Source organism: Pseudomonas atagonensis, assembly GCF_011369485.1.
Taxonomy (GTDB): Bacteria; Pseudomonadota; Gammaproteobacteria; order Pseudomonadales; family Pseudomonadaceae; genus Aquipseudomonas; species Aquipseudomonas atagonensis.
The window spans coordinates 57,798-80,297 of record NZ_VXCA01000026.1 but is presented as its reverse complement, the minus strand read 5'-3'; the positions used below and the strand labels follow the sequence as shown (position 1 = coordinate 80,297).

Sequence of the window (22,500 nt, the reverse complement as noted above, 5' to 3'; positions counted from 1 at the left end):
GGGAGCAGACCGTTGTGGCGACAGGGTGTTCGATGTTTATTCCGATGAACCGTACTGACGCATTCGCGAGCAAACCCGCTCCCACAGGAGAATGCATTTCAATTGTGGGAGCGGGCTTGCTCGCGAAGGCGTCATGACCGCCAACACATTTCTACCGGCCAGAAACAAAAATGCCAGGCGCAATGCCTGGCATTTTGTGTAGCTCATCTGCCGCCGGATGGCGAATCAGAATGGCAGTTTCATACCGGCCGGCAGGTTCATGCCAGCGGTCATGCTGCCCATTTTTTCCTGGCTGTTGGCTTCGATCTTGCGCACGGCGTCGTTAACGGCGGCAGCTACGACGGCTTCCAGCATTTCTTTGTCGTCTTCGCTCAGGCCTTCGACCAGGCTTGGGTCGATGCTCACGCTTTTAACGTCGTGACGACCGGTCATCACCACGGTGACCATGTCGCCGCCGGCCTTGCCGGTGACTTCGGCGTTGGCCAGTTCTTCCTGCATCTTGGCCATTTTTTCCTGCATCTGCTGCGCCTGCTTCATCAGGCCGGCCATGCCACCTTTCATCATGGGAATCACCTCAAAAGTACTTGGATCAAAACAGCGCCCTGTCATGAAAACCGGGCACCTTCAGTTATTAGCCCTGAGTGACCAGAGCATCGACAGGTTCAATAGTATCGTGTCGCACCACCGCGCCGAACTGCTGAACCATCTGCTGGATGAACGGATCGCCGTGAATCGACTCCTCCGCCTCGCGCTGACGGTTGGCACGGCGCCGCGAGGCTGCCTGGGCCGGGGTTTCCTGCTCGGGCTTGATCAGCTCGATGGTCAGGCCCAGCGTGCGGCCATGGAACTGGTTCAACGCATCGTTGAGACGACGCTGCTGCGTGGCGTTGAACAGCGCACTGTGCGCCGGGTCGAGGTGCATCAGCCAATGGTCGCCATCGACCGCGATCAGCGTGCAGTTGGCGGCGATGCTGCCGGTCATGCCGGAAATCGGCAGTTTCGGGAACAGCTCCAGCCATTGCAGGGCCAGACCGGTGGCCGGCGCGGCGGCAGGTTCCGGTTCGGGCTCGGGCGCCGGTTCGGCGGCGTGTTCGCTGGCCAGCTCATCGAGGTAGCTGTAGGCCGAATCGATGTCCGGCTCGATGTAATCCTCGTCCAGCGGCGGCTCGTCGTCCATGTCCATGCCCGGTGTCGCAGCATCGACGTCGGCGACCGACGGCTCTGGAATCGGCGCTGCAGCCCACTCAGGGGCGTCCGGGACGACGCTGTCCGGGGTCGGTAACGGCATCGGCGGCAGCTCGGGTTGCTCGCCAGCGGTTTCCAGTACCGGCTCGACAGCGGGTTGCTGCACCGGCTCTGGCTCAGGTTCTACCGGGTCGTTCCAAGGCAGGTCGACTACCGCTTCGACGGCGACTGGCTCCGGCTCGGGTTCCGGCGCTGGTTGCGGATCAGCCGCGACCACGGGCTCGGGAATCGGTGCAGGCGCAGCCACAGGCGCTGGCGCGGGTGTCGGTGCAACAGCCGCAGCGACCACCGGCGCAGGTTTCGGCGCGGCAGCCACGGAGTTTGCGGAATCAACTGTGGCCTGGCTGATCCCCACTGGCTTTAGCGGTTGCCTCGGGGCGTCCGCCGTGTCTGCCGGCCGGAAGGCCAGCATCCGCAGCAGAACCATCTCGAAGCCGCCGCGTGGATCCGGCGCCAGCGGCAAATCACGGCGGCCGATCAAGCCCATCTGGTAATAGAACTGCACGTCTTCGGCGGGCAAGGCCTGGGCCAATGCCAACACCCGGTCACGATCACCATGGCCGTTGTCGACACCTTCCGGCAACGCCTGGGCGATGGCCACACGGTGCAGCACATTGAGAATTTCCGAGAGTACGCCATTCCAGTCCGGGCCTTGTTCGGCCAGGTGACGCACCGCTTCAAGCAGCGCCCTGGCGTCGCCTTCGATCAACGAATGCAGCACGTCGTAAACCTGACCGTGATCCAGCGTGCCGAGCATCGCCCGCACGTCGGTGGCCAGAACCTTGCCCTCACCGAAGGCGATAGCCTGATCGGTCAGGCTCATGGCGTCACGCATCGAACCGTCAGCAGCGCGACCGAGCAGCCACAGTGCATCGTCTTCGAACGGCACGTTTTCGGCGGTGAGGACGTGGGTCAGGTGCTCGACCACGCGTTCCGGCGTCATGTTCTTCAGGGAGAACTGCAGGCATCGCGACAAAATCGTTGCCGGAAGTTTCTGCGGGTCGGTGGTCGCCAGGATGAACTTGACGTACGGCGGCGGCTCTTCGAGGGTTTTCAGCAGCGCATTGAAGGAATGGCTGGAAAGCATGTGCACTTCGTCGATCAGGTAGACCTTGAAGCGCCCACGGCTTGGCGCGTACTGCACGTTGTCGAGCAGCTCGCGGGTGTCTTCGACCTTGGTGCGGCTCGCGGCGTCGATTTCGATCAGGTCGACAAAACGACCTTCGTCGATTTCACGGCACACCGAGCACTCGCCGCACGGGCTGGAAGTGATACCTGTTTCACAGTTCAGGCATTTGGCGATGATCCGCGCAATCGTGGTCTTACCCACCCCGCGCGTACCGGTGAACAGGTACGCGTGGTGCAGCCGTTGGCTGTCCAAGGCATTGATCAGAGCCTTGAGCACATGGGTCTGGCCGACCATTTCGCGGAACGAGCGCGGACGCCATTTACGTGCAAGAACCTGATAACTCATCGAAAACCGTCGCAACGAAGGAAGCTGAAGCGGCTAATGCTAGCGGAGCAAGGGCAAAATTGCATCCGGTGTCCTCGTCTAATGTGGCTAAGCTGCATGAGCAGAGGCTTTTATCGGCTCGGGATGGGGAATTACCGGAGCATTTATGCGTTGGGCCTTTGGGGCACTGCTGGGAATCAGCCTGAGCGTGGCGGCAGCGCAACCGCCGTTGCGCTTTGCCATGCCCGATAGCTGGGCGATGCCGATGGTGCAGTTCGAACGCGGTCGCCCGACCCAGGGCATTCTCTACGACCTGATGCTCAGCCTGGCCACCCAGGTCGGCGCGCCAGCGCAATTTCACGTCCTGCCCCGCGCGCGGGTACAGAGCGCCATGGAGCACGGCGAGATCGACGTACGCTGCTACGCCGCGCAATCGTGGCTGCCGAATCAGTCGGGGGATTACATCTGGAGCATTCCGCTGCTGTTTCAGCGTGATCTGTTGATCAGCCGCAAGGATCAACCCACCAGCGCCGATCCCGCCAACCTGCCCCGCCAATCCATCGGCACCGTTCTGGGCTACACCTACCCCACCCTGCAGCCGCTGTTCGATGCCGACCGACTGCAACGCGAAGATGCGCGCAATCAGGAACAAGTGCTGGAGAAACTGCTGGCCGGGCGCTATCGCTACGCGGTGAGCAATCAATGGACGCTGGACTGGTTCAATCAGCGGCTGATGCCTGAGCAACAACTGCAAGGGGTCGCGGTGCTGCAGGAACAGAAGGTCGGCTGCTACGTGAGGAATGATCCGAAGGTGCCGGTGCAGCGGATTTTACGCACGTTGCTGCGGATGAAAATGTCGGGGGAGATTGATGAGATTATCCGGTTGTATACCGGCAGCTCGGGTAGCGAACCGTGAGCCTCTGACGAAAACAAAAAAGGGACTCATAAAATGAGTCCCTTCCTCGTATTCACCGAACAAATCAAAGCAGAGCGCAAGAACCTGACATTGGGATCTTGGCTACGTCACCCTTTCCGACACACAGCAAAGTGACCTTCGTACCCTTTTTGAGTGAAGCAAGTGCATTAGCATCACTCTTCTCGAAGGAAAACTGCGGTTCCATGAACTGATTCACACCGCCGCGCAACGTGAGATACGGGTTGCCCATAAAATCAGTGTTGATGTCTGTGACAGTGCCCGAGACTTTGAATTTTTTACCTTTAAACTTCTGATCAGCAGCAACGGTGTTGTCGTTGTATGCAACGGCGATGTCACCAGCCGTCACAGTTGGCGTAGCTGCCAGCTCCTGTTTTGCCTTTTCCAGCTCTGCTTGCGCGCGGGCCTTTTTCGCGTCGGCAAGTGCCACCGCCTCAGCTTGTTTCTGCTCTGGAGATTTCATCGCGTTGCTGATGAAACCGATGACGAACAGAACACCGATGATGATGCCGACCCATTTGAACAGTTTTTTCACGCCTTTCTTCCTCTGATAGTCGAGTTTCCATTACTGCATTGCAAACGTTCGCCGATGTTGTCCGGCGATTTGGAGCGAGGTGATTCTCTAGAACTGGCCGTAACGACGCAAGGCCAGTTGCCATCATCGAAACGATTTTAGGAACACTGGTCGATCAGGGCTTGGCCAAATCCCACTGGCACTCCTTCAAACGATCTGCGTCAGTACCACTTTCTTTCCGCATATCAATGTTGCCGTCTGCGTCGAGATAGATGTTCGTGTTTGGCCATTTGGGAGTGATGCTGATGCAATGATTACGACCACCTTTGTTGCTCCACCACGAAAACTCCATAAAGAATTCGTCGTCGGGGAAAAGGACGCCATTATCCATCGCCCCCCCACCTGGAAGCATCCCGCCTTTGTAAATGCGATCCTGCACGTTCCAGATATACCGAAACTCGTCCCGCCCTGCTTTAGAGTAGTGAACATTCACCGTCGGCAAAGCTATGTCCCAGTGAGTGATCACTAAATACGCTACCGGTATCCAGAGTATCCGCATCAACCATGTGCGACTCTTACTGACATTTGTGAGCACGAACTCCATCTCCCCAGTTCTCTGGTGGTATTGCTACAACTTCATCCATGATCATCTTCGCGGTCACTCCACCTGCAGGATACTGCTTGGCGAGCCTCATCCCGATTTGAATTGATACTCTATCGGCAACATCATCCCAGGATCGCGGTTCATACCACGGGCTCGCCGTCGTATGCGGACCGGGATGGACTCTCTCCTCCTCCGGCCTGCTCAACTCGCCAGCTTTGGTGGCGGCATCTGACAAAAACTGCGCAGCCCCGGCTCCATCCAACAGTTCGCTCTCTGACATGCCCGCTACGACTCCGACATACCCATAATGGATGTTCGACCAGATGTCGTAGAAGTAATCGTAGCCTCCCTGTTTGTGATAAACGCCAACAAAGAGTTTGCGCAACTTCGGCTTATGGTCCCAGTCCATTCTCGGGCCTACTTTACCTGCCCAGATTGCCCACGCTGCGGCTATATCCATGTAACTGCCGAGTAGACGGGAAGTTGGACCGCCCTCCCCCTTGAATAGCGGAGGCTTCCTGTCCGGTGAAGCCGGATCATAGCTATAGAGCTTTTGCATCGCTGAAACCTCAGAGCTCAGGATGTTTCGATTCATCTCAGCAGCGATATAGTTAGCCACCGGTTCCATCTGGTCAGGATGGTCGCATACAGGAGACTGCACGCTCTCTGCCTGCTGTTCCGGGGGTGGAGTGCCAGTATGTACAAGTGCGTTGGCCGCTACAGCCTTATCTTTCAACCGCGGATCGGCGAGTAGCGTGGCCATTTTTTCCTCGTCTACCGTGCCGTTTGGACGAATCGCTCCCAGCGCCATGAAGTTGATGATTGTTGCCCCTCCTGCGTCCCCCAAGACGAAGCCACCACCGACATCACCTGATCCGGTGATGATCGTTCCGCCGTGACTGGTAGGACTTCCTAAATGAGCCATAGGACGGCCATTTACCAGAATCGATGGAAATCCCGTGGTGATGACAGCGCCGCACCCACAGGAATCGCCCACACGAGCGGACCCCATGAAATTGATATTTGTATCAGCAGATGCAGACGCGATTGGGGTTGTACCGTGTCCCGGAAATGGGCAGACATGCTTGTCTCCCAATCGAGCAGAAGAAATCATTCGTCGTCCTTGTGTCGAAAATAAAACCTCCGTCATTGGAGGCGAAAGCGTGTTGCAGGCGCCGCGATGGTACCGCACGCTTCGGCGGGTGGTCTTTAGGAAAAGTCCGATCTTGAGGCAAGAATTGCCTGAGGACACAACTTCAGTTTCTGTGGATGCCGGCCTGCCTGCAACAGGCTTTCAGGTACTGCCTCCTGCAACTCTGCGGCTGGCTGCGTTGGCCACTATGTCCGTGAGAAGGCCGTCAAAGGCACGTACCAACCAAACGAAGGCGCTCTTGTGGCTTTCCCATTCGGTGTTTGTGACATGTCTTGCTGAGGTTGATCCGCGCGCTTGCTAGCGGTTGCACCACTTAGAATCGCAGCATGTTCTTCGTCCATGAGATCAAGCACCCTCGAAAGCTCAAGGGTTTTTTCGGGATGCAATTGCATCTGCTCCTTGATCTCTAGACGGCGTAGCTGCCAGTCCCGAATTTTTGCTTGGGTCGAGTTTTCCATTTCACCCACTTAGACTAGTTTTCAATACTGGGTAACGGAGTATGACAGCCTTCATCCGCGATGGTTAAAAGCACGTGCAAGACAGGGAGGACATTTCACTTCATATGGCGGCGTTGCGAGATGGGACTTTCCTACAGGAAGATTTTGCGTGCTCCGACAAATCACAGGCACAAAAAAACCGCAGTGGGCGAAACCCATGCAGTTCTGTTTGAAGCATTCGATTGTTCGTTAAGGTGGTAACCCTACCAGCCACACCCCGGCACACAATGTTCCCGCTGTGGCTGCTGCCTTCCGGCTCTGACCAGGTTCACGGGTAATCGTTGCGGGGGGACCGATAGGGTCACCATAACGATGCTTGCCTGTCGGCGAGCCGCGCCATTGTACCTATCTGAGACGAAGTTACAACCGTTGGTTTCAGATTAAAAACATCAAGGGCTTCAAGCACTTGCTATTGCGCCTGCAACACCTCGTCCGCCCTGCCGCCCGCCTGCTGGATCACCAGGTGAATGAAGTGCAGCTTGGCAATGGCCGCCGCCGGCAGCACGAACGGGTAGAAATCCGGCTGGCCCATACTGCGGGACAACTCATTGAGCATTCCGGCCAGTTCGATCCACGCGTTGACGAACGACAGGAACGCCTCGCCGCCGGGGTGTTCCGGCTCGTACAGGGTGCTGGCGGGAAACGGCTGGTAGTCGAAATCCATTTCCCGCGCGCTCATGCCGAAGCCCAGCGCCGTGTCCACCGCGTCCATCATGTGCAGGTAATGCGCCCAGGTTTCTGCCCAGTCTTCCCACGGGTGCATGGTCGCGTAGGCACTGACGTAGCGCTGCGTCCAGTCCAGCGGCGCGCCTTGCCGGTAATGGCGGTCGAGCGCTTCGGCGTAACTGGCGCGCTCGTCGCCGAACAGGTTGCGGAAGGCGTCGAGCCACGGGCCGTTGGCGATCAGTCGATCCCAGTAGTAATGCCCGACTTCGTGGCGAAAATGCCCGAGTAACGTGCGATAGGGTTCATGCATCGCCGCCCGCACCTGCTCGCGATGGGCGTCGTCGGCCTCTTTGATGTCGAGGGTGATCAAGCCATTGGCATGACCGGTCATGGGCGCATTGCCCTCGAGGTCGACGCCGATGAAATCGAAAGCCAGACCGGCATCCTCGTCCACGCTTTTCGGGATGACCTGCAAACCGAGGGTGATCAGTTGCGCGACCAGGCGCCGCTTGGCGATTTCGACTTTGCGCCAGCGTTCTGGGTTATCCGGGTCGGACAGGTCAGGGATGGTGCGATTCAGGCTGCAGGCGACGCACAAGGCGTTGTCCACGCTGTCAGGCAGCAACCAGTTGCACGCCGCCGGAGTGTCGAGGTTGGCGCAGCGGCGAAAAAGTCCCGCGCCGGGATCGGCATCCAGCGTCCAGGTGCCGTTCTGCGTACCGGGCGACAGCGAGGTGATGCGACTTTCTTCAGGCTGATAACCCAACACTGCGCTGCAGGCCAAGCACTGACTGTTGCGAAAAAACAGCGACTGGCCGCAGCGGCACGGCCAGACTTTGCTGTTGCGTGAGGATTCGCCCATGAACGGCGCGACGATGCGGGAACTGAGCTGCTCGAAAAAGCGGTACATGGCGATCTCTCCCTGGGGCTTGCCAAGACTAGATCATTCTGAAGACAACATCGTTCCCGCCCATGACAGCGCAAACAGGTGATAACACCCTTGTGGCGAGGGGATTTAGCGAAACGTCGCACCGCCCCGTTGGGTTGCGAAGCGACCCCAAATCCATACAACGCGGTAAATCAGGTGTACCGAGCCGTATGGTTTTGCGACGACTGCGTCGCCGAACGGGGATAAATCCCCTCGCCACAGGGTTTTGTGTCAGACCTGAAGGCCATGGGTTTCGCGTCAGACCTGAAGTCCGTGGGTTTTGAGGAAAGCGATGAACGCTTCTTCGTCCATCACTTTCACGCCCAGTTCATTGGCCTTGGTCAGTTTCGAGCCAGCACCCGGGCCGGCGACTACGCAATGGGTCTTGGCAGACACGGAACCGGCGACTTTCGCACCGAGGCTTTCGAGGTGCTCCTTGGCGACATCGCGGCTCATCAACTCGACTTTGCCGGTCAGCACCCAGGTTTCGCCGGACAGCGGCAGGCCTTCGACGACTTTCTTCTCGCTTTGCCAGTGCATGCCGAAGTCGCGCAGTTGTTTCTCGGACGCCTCGGCCAGTTGACGATTATCAGGCAAGGCGAAGAACTCACGCACGGCGTTTGCCTGTTTCTCCGGGAGCGCCTGACGCATGTCCAGCCAGTCGGCATTCATCACCGCTTCGAGCGAGCCAAACTTGTCCGCCAGTTTCTGCGCGCCACCCGGGCCGACCGAAGGAATGTGCAGCTTGTCGAGGAAACCGCCCAGCGTGGTGCTCGCCGCAAATTCGGCGCCCAGCTCACCTTGATCCTGAATCTGCAAACCGTGCCCCAGCAGCTCAGTGATGACCTGCTGGTTGTGCGCATCTTCGAAGAAGCTGTGAATCTCGTGCGCCACCTCCAGACCGACATCCGGCAGGTAGGTCAGCACTTGCGGCAAAGCCTGCTGAACGCGCTCCAGCGAACCCAGCGAGCGCGCCAACACCTTGGCCGTTTCTTCGCCGACATCAGGAATGCCCAGCGCATAGATGAAGCGCGCCAGCCCCGGCTTCTTGCTGTCTTCGATAGCGGCCAGCAACTTATTGCTCGACACCTCGGCAAAGCCTTCCAGGTCGACGATGTCGTCGAACTTCAGTGCGTACAGGTCGGCCGGCGAGCTGACCAGACCTTCGTCGACCAGTTGCTCGACGCTCTTGTCGCCCAGGCCTTCGATGTCCATCGCGCGGCGCGAGACGAAGTGGATGATCGCCTGCTTTAGTTGCGCGCCGCAGGCCAGACGGCCGACGCAGCGATACACCGCGCCTTCGCTGACGGTTTCCTTGCCTTTGCTGCGCTTGATCAGTTGCGTGCGCTCGACGTGCGAGCCGCAGACCGGGCAACTCTCGGGGATCGCCACTGGCCGTGCGTTTTCCGGGCGGCGCTCCAGCACCACCTGCACCACTTGCGGAATCACGTCACCGGCACGACGGATGATCACGGTGTCGCCGATCATCAGGCCCAGACGCGCGACTTCGTCCATGTTGTGCAGCGTGGCGTTGGCCACGGTGACGCCGGCAACCTTGACCGGTTTCAGTCGTGCGACCGGAGTCACGGCCCCCGTGCGGCCTACCTGAAACTCGACGTCGAGCAATTCGGTGAGTTCTTCCATCGCCGGAAATTTATGCGCGATCGCCCAACGCGGCTCGCGGGCGCGGAAGCCCAGCTCACGCTGATCAGCGATGCTGTTGACCTTGAACACCACACCGTCGATTTCGTAGGCCAGCGAGTTGCGCCGTTCGCCGATGTCGCGGTAGTAATCCAGGCACTCGCCGATGCCCTTGGCCAGTTTCAGTTCGTGACTGATCGGCATGCCCCACTTCTGCAACTGCTTGAGGTTGCCGATGTGGGTGTCGGAAATATCGTGGGAAACCTGACCGATGCCGTAGCAGCAGAATTCCAGCGGACGGTTGGCGGTGATCTTCGAATCCAGCTGACGCAAGCTGCCGGCGGCGGCGTTGCGCGGGTTGGCGAAGGTCTTGCCTCCGATTTCCAGTTGCGAGGCATTAAGACGCTCGAAACCGGCCTTGGACATAAACACTTCACCGCGCACTTCCAGCGTCGCCGGCCAGCCTTCGCCGTGCAGCTTCAGCGGAATGTTGCGCACCGTGCGCACGTTGACGCTGATGTCTTCACCGGTTGTGCCGTCGCCGCGCGTGGCGCCGCGTACCAGCACGCCGTCCTGATACAGCAGGCTGACCGCCAAACCATCGAGCTTCGGCTCACAGCTGTACTCCACCGCCGCACCACCGCCAAACAGATCGCCCGCCGGCAGGTCCAGTCCTTCGGTGACCCGACGATCAAACTCGCGCATGTCGGTTTCTTCAAAGGCGTTGCCGAGGCTGAGCATCGGTACTTCGTGGCGCACCTGGGTGAACGCCGTCAGTGCCACGCTGCCGACACGCTGGGTCGGCGAGTCGCTGGTGATCAACTCGGGGTTGGCCGCTTCCAGCGCCTTGAGCTCGTGGAACAACCGGTCGTACTCGGCATCCGGAATGCTCGGCTCATCGAGGACGTGATAACGGTAGTTGTGCTGATCGAGTTCAGCGCGCAGCTCTAGAATGCGGTTTTTGGCGGCGGTCATGGGTGTTCTCTCATAAAGCAAAAGAGCAGCCGAGGCTGCTCAATCTATATTGCCGATTGCCTCTTCAAGACGAGGCAATCTTATCAATCAGCGCTTCTGGGTCAGGGCGCGACGTTCGAACTCGACGATGCGCTGACGGTAGTGCTCGATGGTCTGCGCGGTCAGGACACTACGCTGGTCATCTTTCAACTCGCCGTTCAGTTCCTGCGACAGCTTGCGGGCTGCGGCCACCATCACGTCGAAGGCTTGCTTCGGATGACGCGGGCCTGGCAGGCCGAGGAAGAAGCTCACCGCCGGGGTGCTGAAATGGTCGATGTCGTCCAGATCGAAAATGCCCGGCTTTACCGCGTTGGCCATGGAGAACAGCACTTCACCGTTGCCGGCCATGCTTTCATGGCGGTGGAAAATATCCATCTCGCCAAAACGCAGACCGCTTTCCAGGATGTTCTGCAACAGCGCCGGGCCTTTGAAGCCAGCAGCGTCGCGGCAGATCACGCTGATCACCAGGACTTCTTCAGCTTGTGGCTGATCTTTGTCGGCAACCGCAGGCGTTGGCTTGCTGTCTTCGACGAAGTCATCGTCACGGCTGCTGAAGCTCGGGCCGCCGTCCAGATCCAGATCAAGATTCAGGTCGCCCTGGGCCGGACCGTTGCTGCCACGCTTGCCACGCTTCGAGCCGGATTCGCGAGGCTCGCGTGCTTCGCGGGCCGGCATGCTCACCGACGGCAGATCATGTTCGTCCAGTTGCGGTTCTTTGTGCGTGTCCAGAACGCGGGCCGGGCCCAACAGCTCGGCGCTGGTGTCCTCGTCCGGCAAGTTGGACAGGTTTCGGTCAAGACGGAATTTCAGTTTTCCCTTGCCGCCGCGCATACGGCGCCAGCCATCGAAAAGAATACCGGCTATCACAATGATGCCGATGACGATCAGCCACTCGCGCAGACCGATTTCCATGTAATCCCGTGCCTCTATAAAAAATGCTGAAAAATAAGGGGTTTACACTGCGTAAACCGCTTTAAAACGTGGCGCCAACTCTATGTTCTGACAGGCGTTTTGCCCACGTATACGAAAAATTGACATTAAACTAGCACGACCAAAGACAACTTTACACCGTCTGTCTCGTTGGCTTGCGCGAATATGTCGATTGGCCAGCAAGTCGAAGAAGGTAAAAAAGTCCTACAAGCCTCTAATACCTCTCCTACGCCGCGCTGACTCAGGCGTCCACCATCGCCATCGCCTCCTCGACATCCACGGCCACCAGTCGCGAACAACCCGGCTCATGCATCGTCACACCCATCAATTGCTCGGCCATTTCCATGGCGATCTTGTTGTGGGTGATGTAGATGAACTGCACGGTCTGCGACATCTCTTTAACCAATCGTGCGTAGCGTCCAACGTTAGCGTCATCCAGTGGCGCGTCAACTTCATCAAGCATGCAGAACGGCGCCGGATTCAATTTGAAGATCGCAAAAACCAGTGCCAGCGCGGTCAGGGCTTTTTCCCCGCCGGAGAGCAAATGGATGGTGCTGTTCTTCTTCCCTGGCGGCTGCGCCATGATCGTCACCCCTGTATCGAGTAGATCTTCGCCCGTCAGTTCCAAATAGGCGCGCCCGCCACCGAAAACTTTTGGGAAAAGCGCCTGCAAACCGCCATTGATCTGATCAAAGGTATCTTTGAAGCGGTTACGGGTTTCCTTGTCGATCTTGCGGATAACGTTTTCCAGGGTCTCGAGTGCTTCGACCAGATCGGCGTCCTGCGCGTCCAGATAACGTTTACGCTCGGATTGTTGCGTGTATTCGTCGATGGCCGCGAGGTTGATCGCGCCCAGGCGTTGAATCCGCGCATTGATCCGTTCGAGTTCTTCTTCGGCTTCGCGTTCACTGGCTTGCGCGGTCAATGTCGCGAGCACGCCATTGAGATCGTAGCCGTCTTCGAGCAGTTGATCCTGCAAGGCCTTGCGGCGCACGGTCAGGGCTTGCCATTCCATGCGCTGTTGTTCGAGCTGACCGCGTATCAGCTGTGATTGCTGCTCGGCCTGAGTCCGGCGTTTTTCCGCGTCGCGCAGTTCGCGGTCGGCGTCTTCCAGAGCGATCTGCGCGGTCTTGAGTTCTTCGTCGACGGTCATGCGCTTGTCGAGCAGCTCTTCGAGTTTCAGGCGCAGCTCTTCCAGCGGCGCCTCGCCCTCTTCCAGATTGAGACTCAACTGTTCGCGTTTTTCGGTCAGGCGTTCAGCCTGCATTTCGAGACGTTCCAGCGCCTGACGCGTGGAGTCGTGCTGGGCGCGCAACGAGCCGAGACGCACGGCCAATTGGTGCGCGTGATCCTTATGCTGCCGCGCCTCCTGACGCACCCGATCAAGACGCTCGCGCAGGCTGTCGCGCTGGGCCAGCAGCAACTCGCGCTGTTCAGTGTCCAGCGCCATCGCGTCGAGGGCTTCCTGCAACTGCATGCGCGCTTCGCCGATCTGCTCGTGCTCGAGTTCGCGTTGCTCGCCAAGTTCGACCAGTTCTTCATCGAGGCGAGTACGGCGCAAGGTCAGTTGTTCGGCCTTGGCTTTACCGGCAGACAACTGGGCTTTGAGTTCACCTTGCTGGCGCGCTTCGTCTTGCAGCAAACGACGCAAATGTTCGCGGCCGTTTTCCTGCTGACGCTGTTGCGCGCGCAGGGTTTGCAAGCGGGTTTCCATGGCCTCGACGGTGGCTTCTTTCTCCTCACGCTCAAGCTGCAGCGCTTCGATTTCCTGGCCACGGGCGAGCATGCCGCTTTCCGCTTCACTGGCCCGGCGTACACGCAGGAAGTGTCGGCCGACCCAGTAACCGTCACGACTGATCAGGCTTTGGCCTGCGCTTAACTGCCCGCGCAAGGCCAGCGCCTGCTCCAGGCTATCGACCGGTTTGACCTGACCCAGCCACGGCGACAAATCGACCTGTGCCTCGACTTTATCCAGCAGGCTGCCCGCCACCCGCACGCCCTCGCTGGCCGGGCTGAGCAGGCGCAAATCGCCCTGAGTGAAACCGGACAGATCGAAGCCGCTGAAATTGTCGACCAGCACCGCTTGCAGATCGGCGCCGAGCACGGTTTCCACCGCCAATTCCCAACCGGCCTCGACTTTCAGGCCTTCGGCCAGACGCGGACGCTCGGCGAGGTTGTGTTCCTTTAGCCATTCAGCGGTGCCGGTGCCCGGATCGAGCGCGGCTTGTTGCAAGGCTTCAAGGGACGCGAGACGACCGTTGAGGCGCTGCAAATCACCCTGTGCCTGCTGCTGCGCGGTCAGCGCCTGCTGCAACTCCTGACGCAGTTGTTCAAGCTTTTCGACCTGCGCTTCTTCGCTGGTCTGTAAATCTTCGAGCGTCGCTTCGGACTCGGCGAGCTGCTCGTTGAGCGCCATGATCGCTGCGTCTTCGGGATCAGCCGAGAGCAGCGCGCGTTCTTCGCCGAGACGCTTCTGCCGATCGGCGAGGCGTTCCATGCTGGTTTCCAATTGCTGGATGCGCGACTGCTGCACTTCGGCCTGACGGCGCGGTTCGGCGGCGGTCAGGTTGAATGTGTCCCACTGCTCCTGCCAGCCGTGCATGACGCTTTCGGAATCTTCCAGCGCAGCGGCGGCCTCTTCGGCGGCAGCGCTGGTGACTTCCTGCTCGGGGGTGAGCATGTCCAACTCTTCGCCGAGGGTCAGCAGCAACGTACGGTCGTGGCCCAGGTGCGATTCGGTTTCCAGGCGTGCGCGTTCGGCTTCTTTCAAGTCGTCCTGCAACTGACGCAAACGTTGCTGGCCATGCTGAATGCTCTGCTCGACCCGGGCGATGTCGCCGCCGACAGAATAAAAGCGCCCTTGCACCAGATTGAAGCGCTCAGACAGATCATGGTGCCCGTCGCGCAGGCGTTCGATGGCCGCGTCGGCATTACGCTGCTCGGCGACCAACGCTTCGAAACTGATTTCCTGGGTGCCGATGATCGACTCACGCTGGCCGACCTGATCGTTGAGATCCTGCCAGCGCAGGGCCGACAGCTGCGCCTTGAGCTGACGCTCCTCGGCCTTGAATTCCTGATACTTCTTCGCCGCTTCGGCCTGGCGGTGCAGCCGTTCGAGTTGACGTTCGAGCTCTTCGCGCAGGTCGGTCAGACGGGCAAGGTTTTCGTGGGTGCGACGGATGCGGTTTTCCGTCTCGCGCCGGCGCTCCTTGTACTTGGAAATGCCGGCGGCTTCTTCGATGAAGTTACGCAGGTCTTCCGGCTTGGATTCGATAAGCTTGGAGATCATCCCCTGCTCGATGATCGAGTAGCTGCGCGGGCCGAGGCCGGTGCCGAGAAAGATATCGGTGATGTCGCGACGACGGCATTTGGTGCCGTTGAGGTAATACGTGGTCTGGCTGTCGCGGGTGACTTTACGGCGGATGGAAATTTCCGCGTACGCCGCGTATTCGCCCAGCAAGGTGCCGTCGGAATTGTCGAAGACCAGCTCGATACTGGCCTGACTCACCGGCTTGCGGCTGGTCGAGCCGTTGAAGATGACGTCGGTCATCGACTCGCCACGCAGGTTCTTCGCCGAGCTTTCGCCCATCACCCAGCGCACGGCGTCGATAATATTCGACTTGCCGCAACCGTTCGGCCCGACGACCGCCGCCATGTTACTGGGGAAGTTCACCGTGGTCGGGTCGACGAAGGATTTGAATCCCGCCAGTTTGATGCACTTGAGCCGCACGCTTAGGCAACCGTCAGGGCAGACACCACCAGATCGCAGCTGCGCTGGGCGTATGCCGTCAGCACGATGCGGATCTGCGGCAAATCACGGGCGAGCACGGCGGCCAGCAAGCGTTCGAACAGTTCGAGGAACTCGCTCATTTCCGCCTTGCGCTGTTCGAGGGCGAGGAAATACGCGCGACTCATGGCCGGCTGCAGGTTCTCGACGGTCTCTTGCAGGTACGGGTTGTTAGCGAACGGATAGGCGGCGCGCATCACCGCGAAGCTGTCGTCGACGAACGTGCGGATGTCCTGACGCTCGTAGCTGGCGGTCAGGCGCTGCTGGATCTGCACGAACGGCGCCATGTCGGACTGCACTTTCCAGCCGTTGGCCACCGAGTTGCCGAGCAGGATGTACAGCTCGCTCATCAGCGTGCACAGGCTCTGCACCTTGTGCGCCGTCAGCTCGGTGACGTGTGCGCCACGGCGAGGCAGGATCGCGATCAGGTGGCGGCGCTCGAGGATCAGCAAGGCTTCGCGGACCGATCCGCGGCTGACATTGAGTGCCAGCGTGACCTTCTGTTCCTGAATGCGCTCTCCCGGCTTCATTTCGCCACGAATGATGCGTTCGGCGAGGTGGTGAGCGATTTGCTCGGCGAGGCTGTCCGGCGCCTTGAACGTCATGGTTGTCCTTCAAACTCTTCGATCTGCACAAGCGGCGCAGTGTAGCGCAAATGCGCGGTCATGGCGGAGTGCCCACTCAGCGGTTTTTGGCACGAATCCCGCAAAAAAGCGGGGTGACCGATGAGGGTCAATACTGAATAGACACGTTGTCGATCGACGAAACGCATTTTCCTGACCTTTAAGTCAGAAAACCATTGACCGAAAAGTCAGACCTGCTAAATTCGGTTCACGTCGGTTAACAACAATAATGAGTCTGCGAGGCCTTCCGTGATCCAGTTTTTACTTAACCAGGAACTCCGTAGCGAGCACGCCCTGGACCCGAATCTGACTGTGCTCAATTACCTGCGTGAACACGTCGGTAAGTCCGGCACCAAAGAAGGTTGCGCCAGCGGCGACTGCGGCGCCTGCACCGTGGTGGTCGGCGAGTTGCAAACGGATGACGGCGGTCGCGAACACATTCGTTATCGCAGCCTCAATTCGTGCCTGACGTTCGTTTCGTCGCTGCATGGCAAACAACTGATCAGCGTCGAAGACCTCAAGCACAAGGGCGAACTGCACAGCGTGCAGAAAGCCATGGTCGAGTGTCATGGCTCGCAGTGCGGTTTCTGCACCCCCGGCTTCGTCATGTCGCTGTTCGCCCTGCAAAAGAACAGCGATGCACCGGATCATGCCAAGGCTCACGAAGCGCTGGCCGGCAACCTCTGCCGCTGCACCGGCTACCGGCCGATTCTGGCTGCCGCCGAACAATCCTGCTGCGCCAAGCAACCGGATCAATTCGACGCTCGCGAAGCCGACACCATCGCTCGCCTGAAAGCCATCGCCCCCACCGATATCGGCGAACTCAATAGTGGCGACAAGCGCTGCCTGGTGCCGCTGACCGTCGCTGATCTGGCCGATCTATATGACGCTTATCCACAAGCACGCCTGCTCGCGGGCGGCACCGATCTGGCGTTGGAAGTCACTCAGTTCCACCGCACCCTGCCGGTGATGATCTACGTCGGCAACGTCGCTGAAATGAAGCGCATCGAAACCTTCGATGACCGCATCGAAATCGGCGCCGCCACCCCCCTCTCCGACTGCTACGAAGCACTGAACGCCGAGTACCCGGACTTCGGTGAACTGCTGCACCGGTTTGCTTCCCTGCAGATCCGCAACCAGGGCACCCTCGGCGGCAATATCGGCAACGCCTCGCCGATCGGTGACTCGCCACCGCTGCTGATCGCCCTCGGCGCGCAAGTCGTGCTGTGCAAGGGCGAAACCCGGCGCACGCTGAACCTCGATGACTACTTCATCGATTACAAGGTGACTGCCCGTCAGGAAAGCGAGTTCATCGAGAAGATTATCGTGCCGCGTGCCAGCGCCGAGCAGCGCTTCCGCGCCTACAAAGTATCCAAGCGTCTGGACGATGATATTTCCGCCGTCTGCGCCGCGTTCAACCTGCGCATTGAAAACTGCATGATCACCGACGCCCGCATGGCCTTTGGCGGCATGGCGGCGATTCCGAAACGCGCGGCACATTGCGAAGCCGCACTGATCGGCCAACCGTTCAACAACGCCGTGATCGAGCGTGCCTGCGCTGCGCTGGCCGAAGATTTCACGCCGCTCTCGGACTTCCGCGCTAGCAAGGAATATCGCCTGCTCAGCGCGCAGAACCTGCTGCGCAAATACTTCATCGAACTGCAAACACCGCACATCGAGACTCGGGTGACCGCTTATGTCTAATCATCACGGCGTAGAGAAAACTCAGGCTGAACTGGCTGAATTGTTCGCCAAGGATCTGACCTCCGGTGTCGGCCGCAGCGTCAAGCACGACAGCGCCGCCAAGCACGTGTCCGGTGAAGCGCAGTACATCGATGATCGCCTGGAATTTCCGAACCAGTTGCACCTGTATGCACGCATGTCGGACCGCGCCCACGCGAAAATCATCAGCATCGACACTTCGCCGTGCTACGCCTTCGAAGGCGTGCGCATTGCAATCACCCACGAAGACGTTCCGGGCCTGAAAGACATCGGCCCGTTGATGCCCGGCGACCCGTTGCTGGCCATCGACGACGTGCAGTTCGTCGGTCAGCCGGTGCTGGCCGTTGCCGCGAAAGACCTGGAAACCGCACGCAAGGCCGCCATGGCCGCGATCATCGAATACGAAGATCTCGAGCCAGTGCTCGATGTAGTCGAAGCGCTGCGCAAACGCCATTTCGTGCTCGACAGCCACACCCATCAGCGCGGCGATTCGGTCTCGGCGCTGGCCACCGCTGAACACCGTATTCAAGGCACGCTGCACATCGGCGGTCAGGAGCACTTTTATCTGGAGACGCAAATCTCCTCGGTGATGCCGACCGAAGACGGCGGCATGATCGTTTACTGCTCGACGCAGAACCCGACCGAAGTGCAGAAACTGGTCGCCGAAGTGCTCGACGTGTCGATGAACAAAATCGTCGTCGACATGCGTCGCATGGGCGGTGGTTTCGGCGGCAAGGAAACCCAGGCCGCCAGCCCGGCGTGCCTGTGCGCAGTGGTTGCGCACCTCACCGGCCAGCCGACCAAGATGCGCCTGCCGCGCGTCGAAGACATGCTGATGACCGGCAAGCGCCACCCGTTCTACGTCGAATACGACGTCGGTTTCGACAGCACCGGACGCCTGCACGGGATCAACATGGATCTGGCCGGCAACTGCGGCTGCTCGCCTGACTTGTCCGCGTCGATCGTTGACCGCGCTATGTTCCACTCGGACAACTCGTACTACCTGGGCGATGCGACCATTCACGGTCACCGCTGCAAGACCAACACCGCGTCGAACACCGCTTACCGTGGTTTCGGTGGCCCGCAAGGCATGGTCGCGATTGAAGAAGTGATGGACGCGATTGCCCGTCATCTCAACCTCGATCCGCTGGCCGTGCGCAAGGCCAACTACTACGGCAAGACCGAGCGCAACGTCACCCACTACTACCAGACTGTCGAGCACAACATGCTCGAAGAGATGACCGCGGAACTTGAAGAAAGCAGCCAGTACGCCGAGCGCCGCGAAGCGATCCGCCGCTACAACGCCAACAGCCCGATCCTGAAAAAAGGTCTGGCGCTGACCCCGGTGAAATTCGGCATTTCCTTCACCGCGAGTTTCTTGAACCAGGCCGGCGCGCTGATCCACATCTACACCGACGGCAGTATTCACCTGAACCACGGCGGCACGGAAATGGGTCAGGGTCTGAACACCAAAGTCGCGCAGGTTGTGGCCGAAGTGTTCCAGGTCGAAATCGACCGCGTGCAGATCACCGCGACCAACACCGACAAGGTGCCCAATACCTCGCCGACCGCTGCATCGAGCGGTGCTGACTTGAACGGTAAAGCGGCGCAGAACGCTGCGGAGACCATCAAGAAACGCCTGGTCGAATTCGCCGCACGGCAGTACAAGGTCAGCGAAGAAGACGTCGAATTCCACAACGGTCATGTGCGCGTTCGCGACCACATCCTGACCTTTGAAGCGCTGATCCAGCAGGCGTATTTCAATCAGGTATCGCTGTCGAGCACCGGGTTCTACAAGACCCCGAAAATCTACTACGACCGCAGCCAGGCCCGTGGCCGTCCGTTCTACTACTTCGCCTTCGGCGCGGCGTGCTGCGAAGTGATCGTCGACACCCTGACCGGCGAGTACAAGATGCTTCGTACCGACATCCTTCACGACGTCGGCGCCTCGCTGAACCCTTCCATCGATATCGGTCAGGTCGAGGGCGGTTTCGTCCAGGGCATGGGCTGGCTGACCATGGAAGAGCTGGTCTGGAACAACAAAGGCAAGCTGATGACCAACGGCCCGGCCAGCTACAAGATCCCGGCCGTGGCGGACATGCCGCTCGACCTGCGGGTGAAACTGGTGGAAAACCGCAAGAACCCGGAAGACACGGTGTTCCACTCCAAGGCTGTCGGTGAGCCGCCGTTCATGCTCGGGATTGCCGCGTGGTGTGCGATCAAGGATGCGGTGGCGAGCCTCGGTGACTACAGGCACCAACCGCAGATCGATGCGCCGGCGACGCCGGAGCGGGTGTTGTGGGGCTGTGAGCAGATGCGCCAGCTCAAGGCGGTGAAGGCCGTCGAAACTGAAACCGAGGTTGTTTGATGATCGTTCCCACGCTCTGCGTGGGAATGCAGCCCGCGACGCTCTGCGTCGCATCCTGAACAGCGGACGCGGAGCGTCCAGTGATGCATTCCCACGCAGAGCATGGGAACGATCTGAGAGGTGAGATATGTACAACTGGATCGACGCCCTCGCCGACCTGCAGAACCAGGGCGAACCCTGCGTTCTGGTGACGATCATCGAAGAACTCGGCTCGACGCCACGCAATGCCGGTTCGAAGATGGTCATCAGCGCCAATCAGAGCTTCGACACCATCGGTGGCGGGCATCTGGAATACAAAGCCATGCAGATCGCTCGCGACATGCTCGCCAGCGGCAAGCAGGATACGCATCTGGAACGCTTCAGCCTCGGCGCCAGTCTGGGCCAATGTTGCGGCGGCGCCACCGTGTTGCTGTTTGAACCGATGGGCCAGGTGCAGGCGCAGATCGCCGTCTTCGGTGCCGGGCACGTCGGCCGCGCCTTGGTGCCGCTGCTCGCCAGCCTGCCCTGCCGGGTGCGCTGGATCGATTCGCGCGATGCCGAATTCCCCGAACAGATTCCCCATGGCGTGCGTAAAATCGTCGCCGAAGAGCCTGTGGATGAAATCGATGACCTGCCCGCCGGCAGCTACTGCATCGTCATGACCCACAACCATCAGCTCGATCTGGAACTCACTGCCGCGATCCTCAAGCGCAACGATTTCACCTGGTTCGGCCTGATCGGCTCGAAAACCAAACGAGCCAAGTTCGAACACCGCTTGCGTGACCGTGGCTTCGACGCCAGTGTCGTGCAACGCATGCGCTGCCCGATGGGCATCGGCGAAGTCAAAGGCAAGTTGCCCGTGGAAATCGCCATCTCCATCGCCGGCGAAATCATCGCCACTTATAACGCCAATTTCGGCCAGCAGACCGCCAGCGCCGAACCGATTGCCAAACTGCTGCCGGTTTCGCGGCGCAGTCAGGCCGCCAAACTCAAAGCCTCAAACTGATTAGAGAACCCTCATGCCTCTGACTCGTAAAGCCTACCGCGCCGCCATCCTGCACAGCATCGCCGACCCCGCCGAAGTCGGGATCGAAGCCTCCTACGAATATTTCGAGGACGGCCTGCTGGTGGTCGATGACGGCAAGATCAGCGCCCTCGGCCACGCCAGTGAACTGCTGCCGACACTGCCGGCGGACATCGAAATCGAGCATTACCAGGATGCGCTGATCACCCCGGGCTTCATCGACACCCACATTCACCTGCCGCAAACCGGCATGGTCGGCGCCTACGGCGAGCAATTGCTCGACTGGCTGAACACCTACACCTTCCCGTGCGAAAGCCAGTTCGGCGACAAACAGCACGCCGATGAAGTCGCCGATATTTTCATCAAGGAACTGCTGCGCAATGGCACCACCACCGCACTGGTGTTCGGCAGCGTGCACCCGCAGTCGGTGAACTCGTTCTTCGAAGCGGCTGAAAAGCTTGATCTGCGCATGATCGCCGGCAAGGTGATGATGGACCGCAACGCGCCGGACTACCTGACCGACACCGCCGAATCCAGCTACGTCGAGAGCAAGGCACTGATCGAGCGCTGGCACGGCAAGGGCCGCCTGCACTATGCGGTCACTCCGCGTTTCGCGCCGACCAGCACCCCGGAACAACTGACCCTCGCCGGGCAATTGCTGACGGAATACCCGGATCTGTACATGCAGACCCACATCAGCGAGAACCTCAAGGAAATCGAGTGGGTCAAGGAGCTGTTCCCGGAGCGCAAGGGCTATCTTGACGTTTACGACCACTACCAATTGCTCGGCGAGCGTTCGGTGTTTGCCCACGGCGTGCACCTGTGCGACGACGAGTGCGCGCGTCTGGCGGAAACCGGTTCGGCGATCTCGTTCTGCCCGACGTCGAACTTCTTCCTCGGCAGCGGTCTGTTCAACCTGCCGATGGCCGAGAAGCACAAGCTGAACGTGGGCCTGGGCACCGACGTGGGCGGCGGCACCAGTTTCTCGCTGCTGCAGACGCTGAACGAAGCGTACAAAGTGATGCAATTGCAAGGTGCGCGCCTGAGCCCGTTCAAGTCGCTGTACCTCGCCACTCTCGGCGGTGCACGGGCGCTGCGTCTGGAAGACAGGATCGGCAACCTGCAACCGGGTTCCGACGCCGACTTCCTGGTGCTGGACTACAACGCGACACCGCTGCTGAGCTACCGCTTGAAGCAGGCCAACAACATCGCCGAGACGTTGTTCGTGTTGATGACGCTGGGCGATGACCGCACTGTGGCTCAGACCTATGCGGCAGGCGCGCTGGTACACCAGCGCTAACTCTCCGACACTGCTCGCCCCCGCGCTGATCATTCCCACGCTCTGCGTGGGAATGCAGCCCGTGACGCTCCGCGTCACTGGACGCGGAGCGTCCCCAGAGGCGTTACCACGCAGAGCG

17 protein-coding genes and 1 other RNA gene are annotated in these 22,500 nt (G+C 59.7%); 5 read left to right on the top strand and 13 right to left on the bottom strand.

Annotation, left to right across the window (positions count from 1 at the left end):
• Positions 1–225: 225 nt before the first annotated feature.
• Together F2P67_RS18710 and dnaX are read right to left on the bottom strand one after the other, a co-directional pair.
• On the bottom strand, positions 226–564 hold the full coding sequence (locus F2P67_RS18710) for a YbaB/EbfC family nucleoid-associated protein (RefSeq protein ID WP_003223337.1): 339 nt from the start codon (positions 562–564) through the stop codon (positions 226–228).
• A 67-nt stretch (positions 565–631) separates the two neighbouring features.
• Positions 632–2,719: a DNA polymerase III subunit gamma/tau gene (gene dnaX, locus F2P67_RS18705; protein WP_166222339.1), complete on the bottom strand. Its 2,088-nt coding sequence runs from the start codon at positions 2,717–2,719 to the stop codon at positions 632–634.
• Between the two features lie 145 nt (positions 2,720–2,864).
• Here dnaX and F2P67_RS18700 point away from each other — a divergent pair, with 145 nt between their 5' ends.
• A complete protein-coding gene (locus F2P67_RS18700; RefSeq protein WP_166222337.1) occupies positions 2,865–3,614 on the top strand; it encodes a substrate-binding periplasmic protein in 750 nt (249 codons plus the stop codon).
• A 64-nt stretch (positions 3,615–3,678) separates the two neighbouring features.
• Here F2P67_RS18700 and F2P67_RS18695 read toward each other — a convergent pair whose 3' ends face one another.
• From F2P67_RS18695 to F2P67_RS18645, 11 genes are all read right to left on the bottom strand, one after another.
• Positions 3,679–4,167, bottom strand: a complete 489-nt coding sequence (locus F2P67_RS18695) for an OB-fold protein (protein ID WP_166222336.1) — start codon at positions 4,165–4,167, stop codon at positions 3,679–3,681.
• Positions 4,168–4,321: 154 nt separating this feature from the next.
• Positions 4,322–4,672, bottom strand: coding sequence for a hypothetical protein (locus F2P67_RS18690; RefSeq protein ID WP_343045163.1), 351 nt, complete (start codon positions 4,670–4,672; stop codon positions 4,322–4,324).
• A gap of 49 nt (positions 4,673–4,721) precedes the next feature.
• The gene (locus F2P67_RS18685) at positions 4,722–5,864 is read right to left on the bottom strand and encodes a polymorphic toxin type 44 domain-containing protein (protein ID WP_166222335.1); all 1,143 of its coding nucleotides are present in this window, start codon (positions 5,862–5,864) and stop codon (positions 4,722–4,724) included.
• Positions 5,865–6,088: 224 nt separating this feature from the next.
• Positions 6,089–6,361, bottom strand: coding sequence for a hypothetical protein (locus F2P67_RS18680; protein ID WP_166222273.1), 273 nt, complete (start codon positions 6,359–6,361; stop codon positions 6,089–6,091).
• Positions 6,362–6,601: 240 nt separating this feature from the next.
• An RNA gene (gene ffs, locus F2P67_RS18675) (signal recognition particle sRNA small type) lies at positions 6,602–6,698 on the bottom strand.
• A 111-nt stretch (positions 6,699–6,809) separates the two neighbouring features.
• Positions 6,810–7,976 carry a zinc-binding metallopeptidase family protein gene (locus F2P67_RS18670; protein ID WP_166222334.1) on the bottom strand — a complete coding sequence of 389 codons (1,167 nt, stop codon included), beginning with the start codon at positions 7,974–7,976 and terminating at the stop codon, positions 6,810–6,812.
• Between the two features lie 276 nt (positions 7,977–8,252).
• Positions 8,253–10,610 (bottom strand): NAD-dependent DNA ligase LigA, encoded by a 2,358-nt coding sequence (ligA, locus tag F2P67_RS18665; protein ID WP_166222333.1) that lies wholly within the window; start codon positions 10,608–10,610, stop codon positions 8,253–8,255.
• A gap of 87 nt (positions 10,611–10,697) precedes the next feature.
• Complete coding sequence (gene zipA, locus F2P67_RS18660; RefSeq protein ID WP_166222332.1) at positions 10,698–11,561, bottom strand: cell division protein ZipA; 864 nt, start codon at positions 11,559–11,561, stop codon at positions 10,698–10,700.
• Between the two features lie 259 nt (positions 11,562–11,820).
• Positions 11,821–15,309, bottom strand: coding sequence for a chromosome segregation protein SMC (gene smc, locus F2P67_RS18655; RefSeq protein WP_166222331.1), 3,489 nt, complete (start codon positions 15,307–15,309; stop codon positions 11,821–11,823).
• A 2-nt stretch (positions 15,310–15,311) separates the two neighbouring features.
• Positions 15,312–15,971 carry a GntR family transcriptional regulator gene (locus F2P67_RS18650; protein WP_166222330.1) on the bottom strand — a complete coding sequence of 220 codons (660 nt, stop codon included), beginning with the start codon at positions 15,969–15,971 and terminating at the stop codon, positions 15,312–15,314.
• Positions 15,968–16,138: a hypothetical protein gene (locus tag F2P67_RS18645; RefSeq protein WP_166222329.1), complete on the bottom strand. Its 171-nt coding sequence runs from the start codon at positions 16,136–16,138 to the stop codon at positions 15,968–15,970. Before F2P67_RS18645 ends, F2P67_RS18650 begins: the two co-directional genes overlap by 4 nt.
• A 100-nt stretch (positions 16,139–16,238) precedes the next feature.
• Here F2P67_RS18645 and xdhA point away from each other — a divergent pair, with 100 nt between their 5' ends.
• From xdhA to guaD, 4 genes are all read left to right on the top strand, one after another.
• Positions 16,239–17,693, top strand: a complete 1,455-nt coding sequence (gene xdhA, locus F2P67_RS18640; RefSeq protein WP_166222327.1) for a xanthine dehydrogenase small subunit — start codon at positions 16,239–16,241, stop codon at positions 17,691–17,693.
• Complete coding sequence (xdhB, locus tag F2P67_RS18635) at positions 17,686–20,079, top strand: xanthine dehydrogenase molybdopterin binding subunit (RefSeq protein WP_166222326.1); 2,394 nt, start codon at positions 17,686–17,688, stop codon at positions 20,077–20,079. The genes xdhA and xdhB overlap by 8 nt, the downstream gene beginning before the upstream one ends.
• A gap of 127 nt (positions 20,080–20,206) precedes the next feature.
• A complete protein-coding gene (gene xdhC, locus F2P67_RS18630) occupies positions 20,207–21,064 on the top strand; it encodes a xanthine dehydrogenase accessory protein XdhC (RefSeq protein ID WP_166222325.1) in 858 nt (285 codons plus the stop codon).
• Positions 21,065–21,077: 13 nt separating this feature from the next.
• A complete protein-coding gene (guaD, locus tag F2P67_RS18625; RefSeq protein WP_166222324.1) occupies positions 21,078–22,382 on the top strand; it encodes a guanine deaminase in 1,305 nt (434 codons plus the stop codon).
• Positions 22,383–22,500 lie beyond the last annotated feature (118 nt).

Bases quoted from the DNA above. Each gene is read 5' to 3' on its own strand.
- F2P67_RS18710 (WP_003223337.1), bottom strand. From the start codon at position 564: ATGATGAAAGGTGGCATGGCCGGCCTGATGAAGCAGGCGCAGCAGATG.
- dnaX (WP_166222339.1), bottom strand. From the start codon at position 2,719: ATGAGTTATCAGGTTCTTGCACGTAAATGGCGTCCGCGCTCGTTCCGC.
- F2P67_RS18700 (WP_166222337.1), top strand. From the start codon at position 2,865: ATGCGTTGGGCCTTTGGGGCACTGCTGGGAATCAGCCTGAGCGTGGCG.
- F2P67_RS18685 (WP_166222335.1), bottom strand. From the start codon at position 5,864: ATGATTTCTTCTGCTCGATTGGGAGACAAGCATGTCTGCCCATTTCCG.
- F2P67_RS18680 (WP_166222273.1), bottom strand. From the start codon at position 6,361: ATGGAAAACTCGACCCAAGCAAAAATTCGGGACTGGCAGCTACGCCGT.
- F2P67_RS18670 (WP_166222334.1), bottom strand. From the start codon at position 7,976: ATGTACCGCTTTTTCGAGCAGCTCAGTTCCCGCATCGTCGCGCCGTTC.
- ligA (WP_166222333.1), bottom strand. From the start codon at position 10,610: ATGACCGCCGCCAAAAACCGCATTCTAGAGCTGCGCGCTGAACTCGAT.
- zipA (WP_166222332.1), bottom strand. From the start codon at position 11,561: ATGGAAATCGGTCTGCGCGAGTGGCTGATCGTCATCGGCATCATTGTG.
- F2P67_RS18650 (WP_166222330.1), bottom strand. From the start codon at position 15,971: ATGACGTTCAAGGCGCCGGACAGCCTCGCCGAGCAAATCGCTCACCAC.
- F2P67_RS18645 (WP_166222329.1), bottom strand. From the start codon at position 16,138: ATGCGTTTCGTCGATCGACAACGTGTCTATTCAGTATTGACCCTCATC.
- xdhB (WP_166222326.1), top strand. From the start codon at position 17,686: ATGTCTAATCATCACGGCGTAGAGAAAACTCAGGCTGAACTGGCTGAA.
- xdhC (WP_166222325.1), top strand. From the start codon at position 20,207: ATGTACAACTGGATCGACGCCCTCGCCGACCTGCAGAACCAGGGCGAA.
- guaD (WP_166222324.1), top strand. From the start codon at position 21,078: ATGCCTCTGACTCGTAAAGCCTACCGCGCCGCCATCCTGCACAGCATC.